The following is a 15,894-nucleotide window of genomic DNA, read 5'->3' as shown; positions in this document are numbered from 1 at the left end:
CCCGCTGGCCCCTACCGGCCCGCGGCGGGCGGGGCCAGTTCTGCGCTCAGCAGGCCCAGCGCATCTGGGTAGTTCCCGCTCCAGGTCTGGAAGTTGTGGCCGGCGGCGGGGCGGATGGTCTTGACGTGGCCCCTACTGCCCGGCGCGGCCCCGGACGAACGCCTCCGACTGCTGCGGCGGGCTGCCCCGGTCCTGCGCGAAGATGGCCAGGAACAGCCCGACGCCGGCGTACGCGCCTGTCGGACCAGCCACATCCAGGCTGTTGCGCCCGCGCGCAGCACCGCATCCGGCAGCACCTCGGGGCACGCGGTCAGCGGTTCCGGATCCAGGGCCGCACCGGCCCGGAACACCTTCGGGTACTGCAGCGGCAGCATCGCCGCGCAGACTCCCCGGTCGACAGGCCCATCAGCCCCCAGTCCCCAGCCCGCGGGCTCGCGCAGCGTGCGGAAGTTCCTCGCGACCAGCTCCGGCGCGTCACGCGAGAGCCAGTCGGCCACCTTACGGCCGATGTTGTCACGTCAGTTGGCTGTGGACGACGACACCGGCCTCGCCGTCCGAGATGCGCTCGCCGGACGCTGGGCGACTGCGACAATTCTGGACGTCTACGTCTACGTCTATGCGGTGCGGTCGGCCGGTGCCGCACCGTCCGGTGTGAGTCAGCAGTACATGTCACTGCCCTTGTCGTTCTGGTAGACCGACCCGGTCGAGAAATTCCATTCCGGCGTGTAGCCGGAGCAGCGGAAGCTGCCGTCGCCGTTGGTGAACTCGATGTACCCGCGGTAGACGCGGTCACTGGAGGGGTTCGAGTAGATGGACAGGAAGCCGGAGTCCCACCACGAGGTGCCGTCGGAGACGACCGTCGGGGAGGAGGGGCCGGGCGCCCAGGAGACACCGGAGGAGTTGTAGACGTTGATGAAGCCGTGGGAGCGGGTCCAGTTTGTGTTGGTGATGTGTGCCTCGGTGTAGGCGGTGTACTTGCACGAGTTCCAGGCGAGGTAGAACGTGCCGACGGTGTGGCTGCCGCCCCAGATGTAGCGGGTCGGGCCGAGTTGAGACAGGCCGCATGCGTGGGCGACGGTCGCCGGTCCGGCGGTGGCGAACGTCAGGCCGGCGGCAGCGACAGCGAGTGTGGTGACGCCGGCGCGTATGCGAGTACGGAGCTTCATCAGGTTTCCCCCGTTTGAGGTGGTTTTGTTCTTTGTTGATGATCTGGATCGCAGGCTGACGCGTTGAACGGCCGCCTTGACGCGGTCGTCACCGGGCGGTGGGCGGCGTCCACCGGCATCACGCCCGTCGCGCCCACCGCGGGACTGGCACCCCTGGTGGGGGTGCGCCACGACCAGAGGTCAGGAAACCCAGGTCGACCAGACGACGTTGCCGGACTCCGTCTCGTAGGCGTGGGACTCGAAGGATGCGCCAGGGCAGTAGTACTGGCGGTGGTCGGCGAGTTCTTGGCCGCGCCAGGCGTGAATGCCGCCGCTGCCGTCGTTGCTACTGACGATGTGCCAACCACCTCCGCAGTTGGACCACAGCTCGTCGTAGAAGCGCACGTCGGTGGTCGCGCTGCGGCCATCCAGGTACTGGTCTGTGTAGCCCGTTCCGCCGCTTTGGTTCAGGCACTCGGTGATGACCCACCTGTACGGGGCGGTGCTGGTGGGGCATCCGTCGGCGTGAGCGGCGGTCGTCCCGAAACCGATCGTGAGAGCTCCGGCGAGTAGAGCGGCAGCGGAGCCGACCGCTGCAAGGCGCTTGACCATGGCATTCCCCCTCAGCATCCGCACCACTTGGCGCGGGCTTCGACCAGAGACGGTCGCACACGATGCTTCGCCGCCGGAAGAGATCCGGCTCAAGTGATAGGCCCACCACCCAAGTTGAGCCACCAGGACGATGCTGGACGACGCCAATCGGGGCACGTTGCCGGGCTCGTGGCCGAGGGGCCATCGAACTTCCCTGAGACGGAAACGATTCCGCCAACCTTCACCGAGAACCGCTCAATCTTCCACTGGACGGGACACGAGTGGAGTCTCCCGGTGAACCGTGCCACGCGGGTGAGGGCGTCCAGTTCGTGGCAGTAGGGGGGCGGTCACCGTCTGCGGTGAGGTGCGCTTGTCGTGCAGGCAGGCACGAACCCGCTGGTAGCTGCCCTTGCAACCGATCCGCACGATCTCCTCCCACAGCTTCCACGCCTTGGTGCAGCCTTCATTCCAGCGGTCGTCCAGGCAGGGTTCGTAATCATCGAGGACGGAAGCCCGGCTGTGCCCTGCCTTCGAAAGGACGTGGACGGCGGAGTGCCGGGCCCGGTCCGTTCCGCGACCCGGTGTCCTCGTGGCCAAGGTGAGGCTGAGGAGTCCGCCGAAGGGACGGGTTCGGGTTCGCGCTGAGGTACCGCTGGCGCCAGGACACGCAGGCAGCGGCGGTGCTGGGCTATGCTCCGCTCGGCGGCCTCGCTCAGGTTGTGCCAGAGATGCCACCGGTCCTCAATCCGGATAGCCTGCGGTGCTTCGGTCGTGGCGCCCTCGGCGGGAAACGGCGCGCGGTCCCCGCGGACGACCTCGACGCCGGGCCGTTGGGCGAGCCAGGCCGCAAGGCTCGATGCCTCCCCGTTCCGGGAGCAGATCAATCGGACGGTGGGTTTCCACGTCCACCAGGACAGTGTCGTAGGGGCGCCCTTGCGGGTGGCGTACTCGTCGACGCCGACCTCCCGCGGCGCGGCCACCTCCGGCTCGGGCAGCGCGCTGACCAGGCGCACGCAAGGCTGAGCTCCGGTTGGCGGACACGCCGAGGACGGCAGCCAGGCGGGCGCCGGCCCGGCCGGCCAGCGCACGTTCGACTGCGGGTACCCACGGTGCCCTGGCAGCGGAATCACCGAACTCGCATCCGGAGTGCGACGCTTCGTCCGGTGCTCGGTATGGCGACGGGGAAGCGGAGGTAGGAGCTGTGAACCTGGGTCGACCAGCTCCGCATCTGCGGGTGGTAGGCCGCCGGCAGGCGGCGGGGCTTGCACTGCTTCGCCCAGCAGGAGCCGACGGTGGCCTGACCCCCAGCGGCCCGAACTCATCGAAGGCGGAGCCCCGATCCGGGAAGCGGTCCAGGACCTGTTCGATCGGCTTCACGGCCGACACGGATGACGCATCCGTGGACGCGGCGCAGGTAGGCGGTGGGTTTACGGATTGACCGCGGTCGACACGGCAACGGCACGGGGCGGTGCTGCCTGGGCCCGCTCCGTGTTTCCCCTCTTGGGCAGCCCGGCGGGCTTGCCGCCGAATCGACCGTGTGCGTCACGCGTGCGTCACGCTCCTGCAGACCATGAGCCGCGGAGAAAACTTCGCCCCCGCAGTCTCGCCCGGGACTGGTCCGAGGAACTGGCCCACCGCCGATCTGCAGCGCGGGGCGGCCGGAGTGAGGGCCCGCGCGGACGCCGTACGGTCCCTGATTTCAGCCTGGGGAGCCTTTCCGGACGAGGGTCGCCGAGGTGTCGGCCCCAGGGATCGGGGCATCGGCGACGTATGGATGCACAGTCATGGGCACTGCGGGGGCGCGGCCATGCTCGCAGGGCGGCGGACAGCACGACGCTGTCCGTGGCGGCCCGGGTGGGGTTCGCCGCCCGAGGACTGATCTACGTTCTCGTGGGCGTGATCGCCCTGCGGATTGCCGTCGGGCAGGACAGGGGAGGGCGGCAGGCCGACCGCGGTGGTGCGCTCGAGGAACTGGCCGGTAAGCCCTTCGGTGCGGCGATGCTCTTGGGGCTGGGTGGCGCGCTCGCCGGTATGGCGCTGTGGCGGTTGTCGGAGGCGGTGTTCGGCGGGGCGGGACCGAACGGAGACAAGCCGTCCAAGCGCGTGGCTGCGATCGGCCGGTGCGTCTTCTACGTCTTCGCGTGCTACTCGGTGCTGTCCTACGCGGCCGGAGACCGGGGGAGCGGCAGCGGCTCTTCCGACCAGCGGACGAACGATGTCACCGCCATGGCTCTGCGATGGCCGGGCGGCCAGTGGCTCGTGGGCACCGCTGGTGCGGCCGTGGTGGTCGCCGGGCTGTGGGTAGCGGTACGGGCTGCACGTATGAAGTTTCGGGAGGATCTACGGGCCGGGGCCATGCCGTCCGGGGCCAGGCGGAGTACCGATCTGTTCGGTGTGATCGGAGGCGTGGCGCGCGGCGTTGTCTTCGCCGTGGCCGGCGTGTTCGCCGTCGTCGCGGCCGGCCGGCATCAGCCCGGCGAGGCCAAGGGCATGGACGACACGCTGCGTGCCTTCCGCGACCTGCCGGCCGGCCCATGGCTGCTCGGCGTGATCGCGCTCGGCCTGGCCGCGTTCGGCGTCTTTTCATGGTGCAGTGCGCGCTGGCGCAGGCTCTGAAGCAGAACGCCTTCAGCTCTGCAGATCTGAAGGAGGAGGTTCCGGTTCTTTCCGCCGTCTTGGAGGTTCACGGGGCCGGTCTCACCGCCTCTGCCAGGAGGTGGGTCCAGGAGGAGCTGCTTCGACGACGGTGCCGCTGCTCGGACGGGCCGGCCTCCCCGGCGGTGGCCGCACTCGTCCGTCCACCGGTGCCCGACCGGCACCATCACGCACTACGACGTTCAGTGAGCAACTCCGCCAGGCGATCGGCGAGTTCGGTGAGCCAGTGCAGCCGTGGTCCGCCGCGGGCAATACGAAAACCGTGGCGGCGGCCCCAGAGCGCAGCCTGCACGGCATGGAACTGGGCCCACCGCTGGACGCGTTCACGGTCGAGTTCAGCGGCCTCGGCGAAGACGTCCAAGACGCGGTGGACAGCCTTGCGCATGTCATCGGCTTCGAGGAGCGTCAGCGCGCGGGACTTCAGTAGTGTGCCGCCGTCGTAGGCAGGATCTCCCACGTATCCCTTGGGGTCGACGGCCAGCCACGGCTCTCGGCCGGCACGCAGGATATTGCGGGCATGGAGATCGCCATGGACGAGGGTGTCCGGCTGGGCCCGACCCAGCTCCCGAACCGTCGCCACGGCGGCATCCAGCACCTGACGCGGCAATGAATGCGTCAGCTCCTCGGCGTCCTGGCACAGCTGCTCCTCCCAGGCATCGGCCTGCTCCCGCAGCCGGGGCAGACCGGGCGGTGCGGGAATGGCCAGGCGGCGATTGAGCCGCCCGGCGACCGTCACCACCTCGTCGCCGTCCTCGACCTCCGCCAGGGTCGACGGCTGAACCCGCTCCAGCAGCATCGCGAACCGCTCGTCGTCGCGCTCGTGCAGCAGCACGGCGCCGCACCCGCCCCACGCAACGAACGCATCCGGCTCATGGACGTTGCCGGGATGCGGGAACGACACCTTCAGCACGGCGTTCTCGTCCGCCCTTCGCCGTACCGGAACGACGACGCCGACGCCCCCGTGCATGACCTCGCCGTCCGGCACGCACCCCCAGCGCCCCAGCAACTCCTCTACGAGCCCGGGCAGCTCGGCGAGCCACGCCGCCCCGGCCTTCCCCTCGCGGTCGACGGTGCCCTGTGCGAACTCCTCTGGCATCGAGATCATCCCGACACCCTACGTGCCGGCCCGCCGCAGCCATCAAGCCCACGGAGTTTGCCGAAGTTGTTCATCCAGGAGTTCGTCCGCTCGGCCACCGCTTGGTCCAGAACACGGGGTTGCTCCGAGCCGGCGTCGTTTCACCGGCAGAAGGCCACGGTCAGAACCAGATTCGGGAAGACAGCAGCCCAAGGCCCGCTGACGCGGCCTGTCTCCACACCCGCAGCGGCTGGTCGAGGACATCGGCGGAATCCTTGTCCCCCGGCCAGTCGTCGATGCGGCCCAGCACCTGCTCCCGCTCCGCTCCGGACAGAGCGAGCACGGACTCGACGGCGTCCAGGTGGCCACGCACCTCGGCTGCGGTCAACACCGCGTCGCCGGCCCAGCCCGGCAGCACCCGGGCTCGCCGAGGGCCCAGCCCGTGAAACAGAGCTGCCACCGGATTGTCCTTGCGCACGGCCGTGATGTATGGCTCGACAGCCGCATCGAAACGATCCCACAACTCCATGACATGCAGCTCACACGAATCGTCCAGGGCGTCGAAGGGCGATGCGTTGACCATGTCGTACAGATGCAGTGCTTCCTCGGTGTTGTAGCCGTCGGGGCGCCAGACCGGCACCGCACCGCCACCGCGGGCGGCGTCCTTCTCCCAGCGCGACCAGGCATCTCTCGCCGTTGTGCGCTTCCCCATCTCGTTGATCACGGGCAGCGCGACCGAGGCGATCTCTGACACCTCCGCGTCGCTCAGTGCTCCCACCGCCCACCAGCTGGACATTCCCATGCCACTGACCTTCCCCGTATATGACGCCGCCGACTCGGTACCCGCCCGGCCATGCCGGCCGGAGCCTGATCCTCTATGCACATCATGGCCACGGATCGGCCGGCTCTGACGAGGGTGCGCCAGCGGTTGCCCACGGCGTCCTCGGTGCCGAGCCGGCCAGTGGGGCCTCTGTGGCCTTCGCCGGCCTGGCCGCCGCCCACACCGGCTACCGGCGTCTGCACGGCGCAGTCACAGCGGGGCACCGCTAGCCTGGCCGCGTGACGGACGAATCGACCGTGTGGCGGTCCCTAGCCGCTCTCCTTCCTCCCGCGCAGGCACAGGAGGTAATGGACTGCTGGACCATCGGTGAGCAGGAAGGTGCCCTCGACCTGGTCGTCTCGGGCCTGCTCGCGCGCGACATCCCGATCAGCGGGATCGTCCGTGCGCAGTTGGTGGTCACCTCGGAGATGTGGGGCCAACGCGAAGCGCTCGAAGAGCGGATTGGTCGTTGCCGCTCCCTCAGCGACGACGACTCCGACTTGCGGGTGCTCGTCTCGGCAGACGCCGTTCCCCTGACCGGGGCTTCACTCAGTGACTCACCGGAGTTGGCCGACCTGCTCGTGGTGCCGTGGATCGTCTGTGCCCCCTGCGGGCAGGTGCTCGGCCGTGCCCACGAGCGTGAACCCTGGGGCGACCTCTCCTTCCTGGCCGCCCAATACGTACTCTTCCGGCTCTTCCGACCACGAGTTCCGGCACAGACCCAGGTCTTCAGCCCCGCGGCTGTGCGGGAGGCGCTAACCATCCTTGCCTCCAGCTGCGCGACCACCGGAACTGCCGGCAGTGCCGCTGAAGCCGCGAGGAAGGGGTGCGCTGACCCGCGGCGTCGGTGACTACCGCGTAGAGGGGCGGGCAGCGGAGCGCCGTCGTAGCCCTTCACCTCGCCCAGACGGACCCCTTTCATCCAGCCCTTGCGAGCCTCGGACGCCAAGGACTACGCCTGCGACAGAAGATCCAGGATCCCCTGTCACAGGCGCCCGTCAGCCGCACGTCTAGCCGCACGTCAGCGTCGGCATCGCCCAGTCACCGTGGTCGTTGCCGTTGCCGTCGCCGGCGTCACCGACCTTGAGGTCGACCACCTGGACGCCGCTGACGGCGACGTCGATCGGCAGCGCAGCCTGTTTGCCCCGGACCGTCGGCGTGGTCACCAAGGTCTTGCCGTCGGCGATCACGGAGAACGTCACCGTTCCCGCACCACCTGTCTCGTCGTCGACACCGACGTCCGCCGTCAACCGAGAGCACTTTCCGGCGAGGTAGAGCACGACATCGCTGACCGAGTTGGTGCCCAGACCCTTGGCGAAGCTGACACCGGCGACATGGATCGGACGGCCGTCCCCGGCCGCTTGCTCACCGACGCTGCTGTCGCGCTCCACCGGACCCCACCCGTTGGTGGACGACAGGAACGGTAGGTCGCTCACAGCGCTCTTCCCGGTCGGCGGAGCCGGCGGGATCTCCCCGACCATGCGCTCGTCACCGGCGGCAGCCTGCCGTCCGTTCTGCACGTAGTGCACCGTGGCGGTGACTGCCGAGGCGGATGGCAGCTTCCCGGTCGGCGGCTGGACCTTCCAGGTGAAGGTGGCCGATCCGCCGGGACGCAGGAGCTTGACCGACATGGGACTCGTGGCACTCACGCGCCAGCCGTCGGGCGCGGAGAGCGAGGCCGTCAGTCGGGAGGCGGACGGCCCGTCCTTCGGCAACCGCACCGTCGCCGCGGCGGTGAAGGCCGCCCCTGACTGAGCGGTGTCCGGCACGTCCAAGGTGACATCCGCTCCCGGACGCTTCGGCATCGCGTACTTCCGGTGGTCGTAGCGGGGGCTGTCGTTCTGCGTGACACGCAGGGACGAGGCGTAGCTGCCGTAGTTGGTGAGCGATACCTTGCCGAGCCCGCCGGTGCTGCCGTCCAGGTTCCACACGGCGATGGCGATGCTGTTCCGGCCGTTCGGACTCAGGATCCCGTCGGGGACCGGGAAGGTGTGCTGGGGGCCGAGGTAGTTCACGTAGTTGCCGACCTGCCAGCCGTTCACGAAGATCGTGGCACGGTACTTGCGTGACGGGTCGTCGGTGAACGTCAGCCCGAGCGAGGTGTCCTGGCCACGGGGCAGGTCCAGGTTGGCATCGGTGCGGTACCAGGAGACACCGGGACGGGTGTCGGTCGTCGGCAGGGACACCCGATTCCAGGTGCCGTCCGGGTAGCCCGGCAGGGACCAGCCGGCCCGCTCGCCGTACAGGCCGCCCGTCGAGAGCGGGCCGCGCACCGTGTCCAGCAGGTCCTCGCCGCCTCGTACGCCCTGCAATCGCCAGGTGACCGAGGTCAGCGGCGCCCCGACGAGGGAGGCGCTGGTCAGGCCCCGCGCAGCCTTGTTGCCGTTGGTGGAGTTGTAGTCCTCCTCATGGCCCATGTTCACGGTGAGCACGGATATGACGTTGTCGCCCTTCGGCTTCACCGAACCGGCGGGGAAGGTGAAGTCGGCGCTGCCTGTGGTGGAGCTGCCCAGGAAGGTGCCGTTGAGCCAGGCGGAGAAGGCCTGCGCGTCTCCGCCGGAGTCCGAGACCAGGTGGATGCCGGTCTCCTTGCCGGTGGCGCGGAAACGGCCGCGATACCAGGTGTTGCCGGTGTGGAAGCCGTAGTCGTCTGCGTAGAGGACCGGCAGCGAGTTGGCGCCGGAGGCGCTGTTGGTGGTCGTCTTGTCGGCCACCTGCCAGCCGGCGTCGTCGAAACCGGGGGCTGCTTCGGGGGATTCCTCGGCGTGCTTCCAGTTCGTCAGGGCCGGCAGGTTGACCGGGGCGGCCACCGGGATCTTCCCGGTGAGGCTTCCCGTGCCGGTGGCCCGGGTGGCCAGTCTCCTGCCGTTCCAGGCGACATGGTCGGCGGCGGTGAACACCTCGATGTTCTTGTCGTCGGCGTTGTCGCCGGTGAGCGCGACGGTGTGGCCGTCGTCCAGGCTGGTCGCCGTCCGCAGCAGGTGGGTGCCGCGCACGAGTACCGGACCGGTCGCCGTGTCCTGACGCCAGAAGGTCTTCGCCGTGGCTTTGTCGCCGACGAGCAGCAGCAGCGGGGGCTTTCCGCCGCCGCTGATGCTGATGCGGATCAGGCCCTTGTGTGTGTAGTTGAGCCGCAGGTCACCGGTGGCCGCGTCCCACGTGGTCGTGGCCGTGCCGTCGCTGGTGGTCACGGTGGGCTCGGAGGAGTAGCGAAGGACGGTTTCGCCGTCGCTGCCCGGGTTGCCGTAGAGCACGGCGACGTCCCGGTCCCCGATCGTCGCGCTGGTCATGATCTCGGAGGTCGAGTACTGCAACTGGGCGTCTGCGAGCCGGTAGTTCGCCACGATCACATGCGAGTCGCGCCCGTCGAGGGTGATCGCGGTGCCCGGCTGCTGCGGCACGACCGGGTAGGTCGGTTTCGAGGCGGTGGCCGTCGGCACGTCGATGGCGTCGATGGACACATAGCCGTCCGTGGACTCTGAGCTGTGGTTCCCGTCGACGACGATCTTCAGCGTGTGCGCCCCGGGCGTCAGGCCGGTCTTCTGGAAGACCACCGCCTGGTCCTCGCTCCCGGAGTCGTCCACCGTCGCCACCTTGGTGCCATCGAGGTAGACGTCGGCGTAGCCGTGGTTGTTGGTCTTGGAGCCGATCCAGCGGATCGCGGTGCCGTCGAAGGGGACGGTGACCGAGTCACCGGCCTTGTTGGAGAACGACTCGGTGTGCTTGTAGTCGCCGCCGGTGTAGCTCTGGTCGGCCACGTGGGACCACGAACCGGTGTACTGCAGCGCGGAGTCGGGGTCGTCCCAGGTGTAGGTGGTGTCCGCGGCGGGCTGGGCGTTGAAGTCCAGCGATATGTGGGTCCTGTCGACCGCCGTGGACGTGGAGTTCCCGTGCCGCAGGACGTGGAACTGCGTCTTGGTGTCGGGGTTCATCCGGGCGGTGTCGACGACCGCGGAGTCGTCCGGCGGCGTGGCCCTGATCGCCTCGGTCTTGGTCAGCGGGGCGACCGACTGTGTGAAGTACCCGATCAGCTTGTCCTCGTAGTACTTCGGATCGAGCTGGCGGTTCTCGCGGATCGCGGCCCCGTAGTCGTACGACGTGTAGTTCTCCGGCATGCCCAGCCAGCCCCAGTTGGTGCCGCCGTAGGTCATGTAGAAGCTCTGCGCGGTGGCGCCGACGGCTATGTTCTGCTTGTAGAAGACGTTGGCGAACCGGTCGTTGATCAGCTGGGCGCACTTGTCGTAGCCCGGCCCGCCCCAGGGGTCGAAGGCGCCGCCCTGGAACTCCGGCGAGTACAGCGGCTTGCCGTCCGGGTGGTCGTAGCTGATGTCGGGTACGCCGTTCCACTTCGCGGGGTTCGAGCAGTTGAAGCCCTGCGGGTAGGAGTCCGGTCCGTCGACGTCCAGGGCGCCGGTACCGGAGTTGAACGTGCCGTTGTTGTTGCCGGTCAGCGGTACCGTGATGCCGTCGGCGCGGGCCTTGTCCTCCAGGTGCTTCATGTAGGAGCGGCCGGCGGCCGAGCCGTTGTAGTACTCGTTCTCGACCTGGTAGGCGATGACCGACCCGGTGCCGTTGGTCAGCTGGTGGCGGGCGATGATCCGGTCGATCCGGGTCAGCCACTCGTCCGCGTACTTCAGGAACTGCGGGTCGTCACTGCGGTTGTGCCCGGCCTTGGTGGTCAGCCAGCCGGGCAGACCGCCGCTGTCGACCTCCGCGTTGATGTACGGCGCCGGGCGCGCGATCACGTAGAGCCCGGCCTCCTGGGCCATGTCGAACAGCTTGTCGACGTCACGTACCCCGCTGAAGTCGTACACACCCGGCTTCGGCGAGTGGTATCCCCAGTCGAAGTACAACGAGGTGGCGTTGAACCCGGCGGCCTTCATCTTCTGGAAGATGTCGCGCCACAGGTCCGGACTCGGGAGCCGGAAGTAGTGGAACTCGCCGGACCACAGGTAGGTGCGCTTGCCGTCGACGAGGAACGAGTATCCGTCGAGACTCACCGTGTGCGCCCGCGGACTGGCGGCAGACGCGGCGGCGGGTGCCCGCCCGCCGACGTCCTGCGCCGCGGCGGGCGCGGTCATGCCCGTGGCCAGGGCGATGGTCGCGGCCGTCGCCAGGACCGCCCTCCACCACCGACGGCGACCGAGTCTCTTAGCTTCTGAACTGATCCGATTACTCCGCACTGCGGCCTCCATACCGCCTGAGCAACCATCATCAAACAGACTCAGGCAAAGTCGAACAGTAAAGGCGCACAAGGCGCAACACAATGGGGCGGGAGCATGCGGTCCGGGTGGCCGGGGGCAGCCGTACGCACGGCCGGCCACTGACCATTCGTCACGGGACACCGTCACCGCACGGCATGGCACGGCACGGGAGGGGTGGGAAGGGCACGATGCGCATCGTGACGACATGGCTGACGGTCCAGAAGGTCACCGCGGAGCGGGCGTGGTCTCGTGGCCGGCGGTCGTGATGCGGGGCGGACCGCCCGTATGCTCCTGCGCGACGGCAAGGGCGATGACTTCCGTGACGTCCCCATGATCGAGGAGCGGGCGAGGCACATGGCCGCCGGGCTGCCTCCCGGCTGAGCCGTCGGCCCGGTGCGGCGGTCCGGCCCAGCCCCGCCGCATGGTCGTAGTCACCGGCATCGGCACACAGGGCCCGACGGGCCCATGGGCTCGCGCGGCCCGGCGGGTCTCGCCGGGTTCCTGGTGGGTCCGTCGTCCTCGGGGTGGTCGCGCAGGCCATCGGCCCGGTGGTTCTGGTCAGGGCGGGGGAGGAGGCCGAGGACGAGAACCTTCCGGCTGAGGACGGCAGCGTTGTTGCGCGTACCGGGTACCGGGACGTGGTGCTCGGTCTCGACGTCAAGGACCCGTCCTTGGCCTGCCTCGGTCCGCCCCCTGTCCCCAACTGCCCACTAGGTTCTTGAGGGAACGACACCTCTGCGCCGTGTCGACGCGAGAGCAGTCGGGTCGCCGGCTGCTCAGCCAGGCTTGACGGTGATGGTGACTTCGCTGCCCGGGGCGGCCAGGACCCATGCCTTGCCTTCCGCCCTGCGCAGCACGACCGCGTTGCCGTCTGCCGTGATCCGCCACGAGCGCGGGGGCAGGGACAGCTCTGTCAGCCTCAAACCGTGCCGTGCCGCTCTGTAGGTCATCCGGTATACGGCATCGGCGGGGTCGTACGAGGCGGAGCGGATCGTGCCTGCCACCGACTCGGCGTACGGTTGCGCGGTCAGCTCCTTGTTGGTGCGGAAGGCGCCGGAGTCGTCGACCGCGCAGTATCCGCCGCCGTAGCACCAGACATAGCCCGCCCAGCCCGAGCTGTAGCGGCCGAGCGAGCGCATCGCGTCACGGTAGAAGCGCTTCATGTTCGGCAGGGAGCTGTTGGGCGGACCCCACTCCCCGACCACGATCGGGACCTTGTACCGCTTCGGGTACTCGGTGACGGCATGCTCGTAGGCCGCGATCCAGCCGGCGCCCGGATCATAGTCGGCGCCCGCCTCCATGGCGGCGTTGTAGAAGTGCGGCGCGTACACCACCTTCGGATCGTCGATGCGTCCGAGGCCGGTCGGTACTCCTTCACCCACGATCGGGGTGGGCTCGACGAAGACCCAGGCGTCCGGGTCGGCCGAACGGACCGACGCGGCCAAGCGGTTGTACATGGGGGTGAGCTGATCGTGCTCGATCCGGCGGGCGGCCGTCGGTGGGTCATCCCCCTGCCGCAGCTCACCCATGGGTTCATTGATCAGGTCGTAGCCCAGGACGGCCGGGTGGTGGGCGAAACGGCTCGCCAGGACCCGCCACGCCCGGGCCTGGGCGCGTTGGAGGTCCTGGTCCTGATAGAGGTGGGTGAAGGCGCGCTGGACCGCGGGCTCGTAGTACTCGGCGAACCAGTCGTCCGGATGGGCGGTGAACGGCAGTCCGTCGGTCCTGGTCGCCCACTCGGGAATGCCGCGGTGGCCGAAAGCGGGTCCGAAGACGTCCTGGTGGGCATCGATCACGACCTTGACGTCGTATCGAGCGGCCCAGTTCAGGAGGCGTTCGATCTTCCGCAGGTAGGTCTGGCTGTACCGACCGGGCTGCGGTTCAAGGTCGTCCCAGAAGATCAGCAAGCGGGCGAAGTTGAACCCCTTGGACCGTATGTCGCGGAAGTGACGTTCGGTGATGGCCGTCAGGGCCTTCTCGCCCCGGTTCACCTTGTCCTCGATGTTCCAGCCGCGCAGCGTGAGGGCACGCCCGTGTTGGTCGGTGAGTGTGGGTATGCCGTGCGCGGCCTGCTGGGGGTGGACGGACGTGGGGGCAAGCAGCGTTGCCACAACTGCGCTCGCCGCCAGTGTCGTTCGCAGCACCACGGGGAACCTCCGGGCCGTGGGGTTCGATGTGCCGGGCATCCCATCAGTGGCCGGGCCTGTCTTCAAGGGGTGGTGCAAGCCGTCTTGCTTCCCGGGTGACCGGCGACTGTCTGGACGTCACCGCCTCCCACCACGCCCATGGCACCGCCGTCACCGGCGGGGACTGCGCCGGAACCTGCGCGTCCACAGACGTCCCCGCCGGCGGGCCCCGGCCTGGCCGTGAGCGGCTGAGTCGTGGCCAGGTCGCGATAGAGGGAATCGGTTTTGAGTAGTTCCGCATGGGTGCCCACCGCCCGGACCAGGGCCGCCTCCATGACGACGATGCGGTCGGCGGTGGTGACGGTGGACCGCCGATGTGCCAGCACGGGCAGCCGTGCGCCCCGTGTCCAGGTTGTCGATCAACCGCTTGGCGGCCAGGGGCTGGGCCAGGCCGAGGGCGCTGCCGATCAGCCCGAGCAGTGCCCCGGCGAGGCCGGTGCGGCGGTGGGGCCGTAGTGAGGCCGCCAGGGCCCGGTAGCCGGACGCGGTCCGGAGGGCGCCCGTGTGGGCGGCGGTGCCTTGCCCGGATGATCCCTGCCTCCGCGGGGATTCCCACTCGCCGGTCCCAGCAGTCCCGTACCGAACTATGCCCGACGGGGTCTCAAGACGTCAGAGCATAAGCAGCAGCCGTGTGTTCGGGATGAGCTTCCGGTTCACGCTGGTGCTCTGCACGAAGATCGTGAAGTCGTCGTTGTGGTCCGGCTTGACGCGAACTTCCACGTCCGGGAGGCCGAGTAGAGCTCTGGCCTCGGGCCCCGTGTACACCCGGTCCGTCTTCTTCTCCAGCACCGCAATCTGCTTCTTCGCCTGAATCTTCTCCGACTTGCTCAGCTGGTAGAACGCGCCACCGGTACGGTAGGTGTGCCCGCATTCGATGACCCAGTCCCGGATCCCCGCGTCACGAGTCACCGGGATCAGCTCGTACTGTGACGGTTTCACCGGGGTGAGGCCGGCCGCCTTGATGGTGTCCTTGTTGACCGCCTCAGCACCCGTGGAAAACACCGCCCGCGAGCCCCGGATGCCCTGGGTGCGGCCCACCATGAATTTCTCGGTGGCCTGCCGGATGACCTGCCCGGCCTCCTCCAGACCCTGCGTGCTCGTGGCGTCCCAGACGGCGATGTTGTCCTTCGGGAAACCGCACTGCATGGCCTCGCGCTTGCCCATCTGGTCCGGCACAAGGACGGCCAGCGTCCAGTTGTCCTCCTGTGTCTCGATCATCTCGGCCACAGCCTCAACCAGTTCACGTGGACCCCTGGCAGGGACATCCGGGCAGCGATGACTGACGTTCTCCTGGCCATCCGTGAGTATGAACGTCAGGAAGCTGTGGTCGCCGTACAGTTGAGCCGTCTGCGCGAGCTCCCGCTGTGACTTCAGTGCTGCCGCCAGCAGAGCCGTCATTCCACCGACCCGATACAGCTGCTTCAATGACGGCATCCGCAGCACGTCCTTGTCGTAGATGACGCATTCCACCTTGTCTGCGAATACGTACACCGTGACGCGGGTTTCCTGGTCCAGTTCCCTCGATCGGCGGGCGAGATAGGCAATCTGCTGGTCTGCGACCTCGACGACCTTGCCGCTCAGATGCCGCATGGACGAACTGGCATCCAACACAAGAGCAACGTGATTGATGTAGTTCTGGCTTCCGGACATGACAGCTCCCCCTCTTTCCGACTCGATGCTCCTACCGTCTCACGCACCACTGACAATCGGTCTTGGCCTCCCGCCTGGACGAGGAGCCCACCCGGCCACGGGCGCAGCCGGGACGCAGCACGAGACCCCGGGCACTGTCACGGTCCGGGGCCTCTCTGCGCACTGGTGTGTCTGGCAGGTCAGTCGGGATGCCACCGGCCGATCGCCTTGCGTGCGAGGGACAGCTCCCGGTGGACGGTGCCGGCGTCCATGGCGTCCGCCCGCTCGGCCAGCACCTCCGGCAGCGCCGGGTCGTCGATCGCGACGACGGGGAGGACGGGCGGCTTCGCGCCCCGGCGGGCGGTCCGGTCGGCGCCGGTCCGGCTGCGAGCATCCGCCCCACGTCGTCAGTGGGATCCGGTAGATCCGCGCGGAAGGCTTCGCGATCCCGGCGCCGGTGAGGTACCGCTCGACCGCCGTGGTGTACGCGGCTGGCGGGGCGGACAGGGGCCCGGGCCCACCCGGGCGCGCGGCACCCGGAGGGCGCCCCCGGTTCCGAGTGCGGTCAGGGTTCGATCGTCATGCCCGC

General features: G+C 68.7%; 11 protein-coding genes and 4 pseudogenes. 4 read left to right on the top strand and 11 right to left on the bottom strand.

Going from position 1 to position 15,894, the window contains the following annotated elements; all coding sequences use genetic code 11:
- Positions 1-11: 11 nt before the first annotated feature.
- Positions 12-497 (bottom strand): hypothetical protein, encoded by a 486-nt coding sequence (locus tag ABZ624_RS33245; RefSeq protein WP_360097477.1) that lies wholly within the window; start codon positions 495-497, stop codon positions 12-14.
- Between the two features lie 10 nt (positions 498-507).
- Between ABZ624_RS33245 and ABZ624_RS33240 the strand changes: the two genes are divergently transcribed.
- Complete coding sequence (locus tag ABZ624_RS33240; protein WP_360097474.1) at positions 508-693, top strand: hypothetical protein; 186 nt, start codon at positions 508-510, stop codon at positions 691-693.
- Here the strand turns inward: ABZ624_RS33240 and ABZ624_RS33235 are convergent.
- The 3 genes and pseudogenes from ABZ624_RS33235 to ABZ624_RS33225 form a co-directional block, all read right to left on the bottom strand.
- Positions 657-1,166 (bottom strand): hypothetical protein, encoded by a 510-nt coding sequence (locus tag ABZ624_RS33235; RefSeq protein ID WP_360097471.1) that lies wholly within the window; start codon positions 1,164-1,166, stop codon positions 657-659. The two genes, ABZ624_RS33240 and ABZ624_RS33235, sit on opposite strands and share 37 nt — an antisense overlap.
- Positions 1,167-1,346: 180 nt before the next feature.
- Complete coding sequence (locus ABZ624_RS33230; protein WP_360097468.1) at positions 1,347-1,757, bottom strand: hypothetical protein; 411 nt, start codon at positions 1,755-1,757, stop codon at positions 1,347-1,349.
- Positions 1,758-2,970: 1,213 nt separating this feature from the next.
- Positions 2,971-3,174, bottom strand: a pseudogene (locus tag ABZ624_RS33225) (IS630 family transposase); the annotation flags it as partial.
- 332 nt (positions 3,175-3,506) lie between these two features.
- Between ABZ624_RS33225 and ABZ624_RS33220 the strand changes: the two are divergent.
- Complete coding sequence (locus tag ABZ624_RS33220; RefSeq protein WP_360097465.1) at positions 3,507-4,352, top strand: DUF1206 domain-containing protein; 846 nt, start codon at positions 3,507-3,509, stop codon at positions 4,350-4,352.
- Between the two features lie 205 nt (positions 4,353-4,557).
- On the opposite strand, the gene ABZ624_RS33215 is transcribed toward ABZ624_RS33220, so the two are convergent.
- Entirely contained in the window at positions 4,558-5,496 is a 939-nt protein-coding gene (locus ABZ624_RS33215; protein ID WP_360097461.1) for an aminoglycoside phosphotransferase family protein, read from the bottom strand.
- A gap of 151 nt (positions 5,497-5,647) precedes the next feature.
- A complete protein-coding gene (locus ABZ624_RS33210) occupies positions 5,648-6,220 on the bottom strand; it encodes a hypothetical protein (protein WP_360097458.1) in 573 nt (190 codons plus the stop codon).
- Between the two features lie 305 nt (positions 6,221-6,525).
- Here ABZ624_RS33210 and ABZ624_RS33205 point away from each other — a divergent pair, with 305 nt between their 5' ends.
- Positions 6,526-7,137: a hypothetical protein gene (locus ABZ624_RS33205; RefSeq protein ID WP_360097509.1), complete on the top strand. Its 612-nt coding sequence runs from the start codon at positions 6,526-6,528 to the stop codon at positions 7,135-7,137.
- A gap of 11 nt (positions 7,138-7,148) precedes the next feature.
- Here ABZ624_RS33205 and ABZ624_RS33200 read toward each other — a convergent pair.
- Positions 7,149-7,226: pseudogene (locus ABZ624_RS33200) on the bottom strand (pirin); the annotation flags it as partial.
- Between the two features lie 70 nt (positions 7,227-7,296).
- The gene (locus ABZ624_RS33195) at positions 7,297-11,367 is read right to left on the bottom strand and encodes a beta-galactosidase (RefSeq protein WP_360097455.1); all 4,071 of its coding nucleotides are present in this window, start codon (positions 11,365-11,367) and stop codon (positions 7,297-7,299) included.
- Between the two features lie 629 nt (positions 11,368-11,996).
- Here ABZ624_RS33195 and ABZ624_RS33190 point away from each other — a divergent pair.
- A pseudogene (locus tag ABZ624_RS33190) lies at positions 11,997-12,158 on the top strand (universal stress protein); the annotation flags it as partial.
- A 108-nt stretch (positions 12,159-12,266) separates the two neighbouring features.
- Here the strand turns inward: ABZ624_RS33190 and ABZ624_RS33185 are convergent.
- From ABZ624_RS33185 to ABZ624_RS33175, 3 genes and pseudogenes are all read right to left on the bottom strand, one after another.
- The gene (locus ABZ624_RS33185) at positions 12,267-13,634 is read right to left on the bottom strand and encodes a cellulase family glycosylhydrolase (protein WP_360097452.1); all 1,368 of its coding nucleotides are present in this window, start codon (positions 13,632-13,634) and stop codon (positions 12,267-12,269) included.
- Positions 13,635-13,699: 65 nt separating this feature from the next.
- A pseudogene (locus tag ABZ624_RS33180) lies at positions 13,700-14,002 on the bottom strand (hypothetical protein); the annotation flags it as partial.
- A gap of 283 nt (positions 14,003-14,285) precedes the next feature.
- Positions 14,286-15,326, bottom strand: coding sequence for a vWA domain-containing protein (locus ABZ624_RS33175; protein ID WP_360097449.1), 1,041 nt, complete (start codon positions 15,324-15,326; stop codon positions 14,286-14,288).
- Between the last annotated feature and the right edge of the window lie 568 nt (positions 15,327-15,894).

Origin of the sequence: Streptomyces sp. NPDC007205 (assembly GCF_040634095.1) — a bacterium.
Taxonomy (GTDB): domain Bacteria; phylum Actinomycetota; class Actinomycetes; order Streptomycetales; family Streptomycetaceae; genus Streptomyces.
The sequence above is the reverse complement of the archived record's forward strand: the minus strand, read 5'-3'. Positions and strand labels throughout refer to the sequence as shown.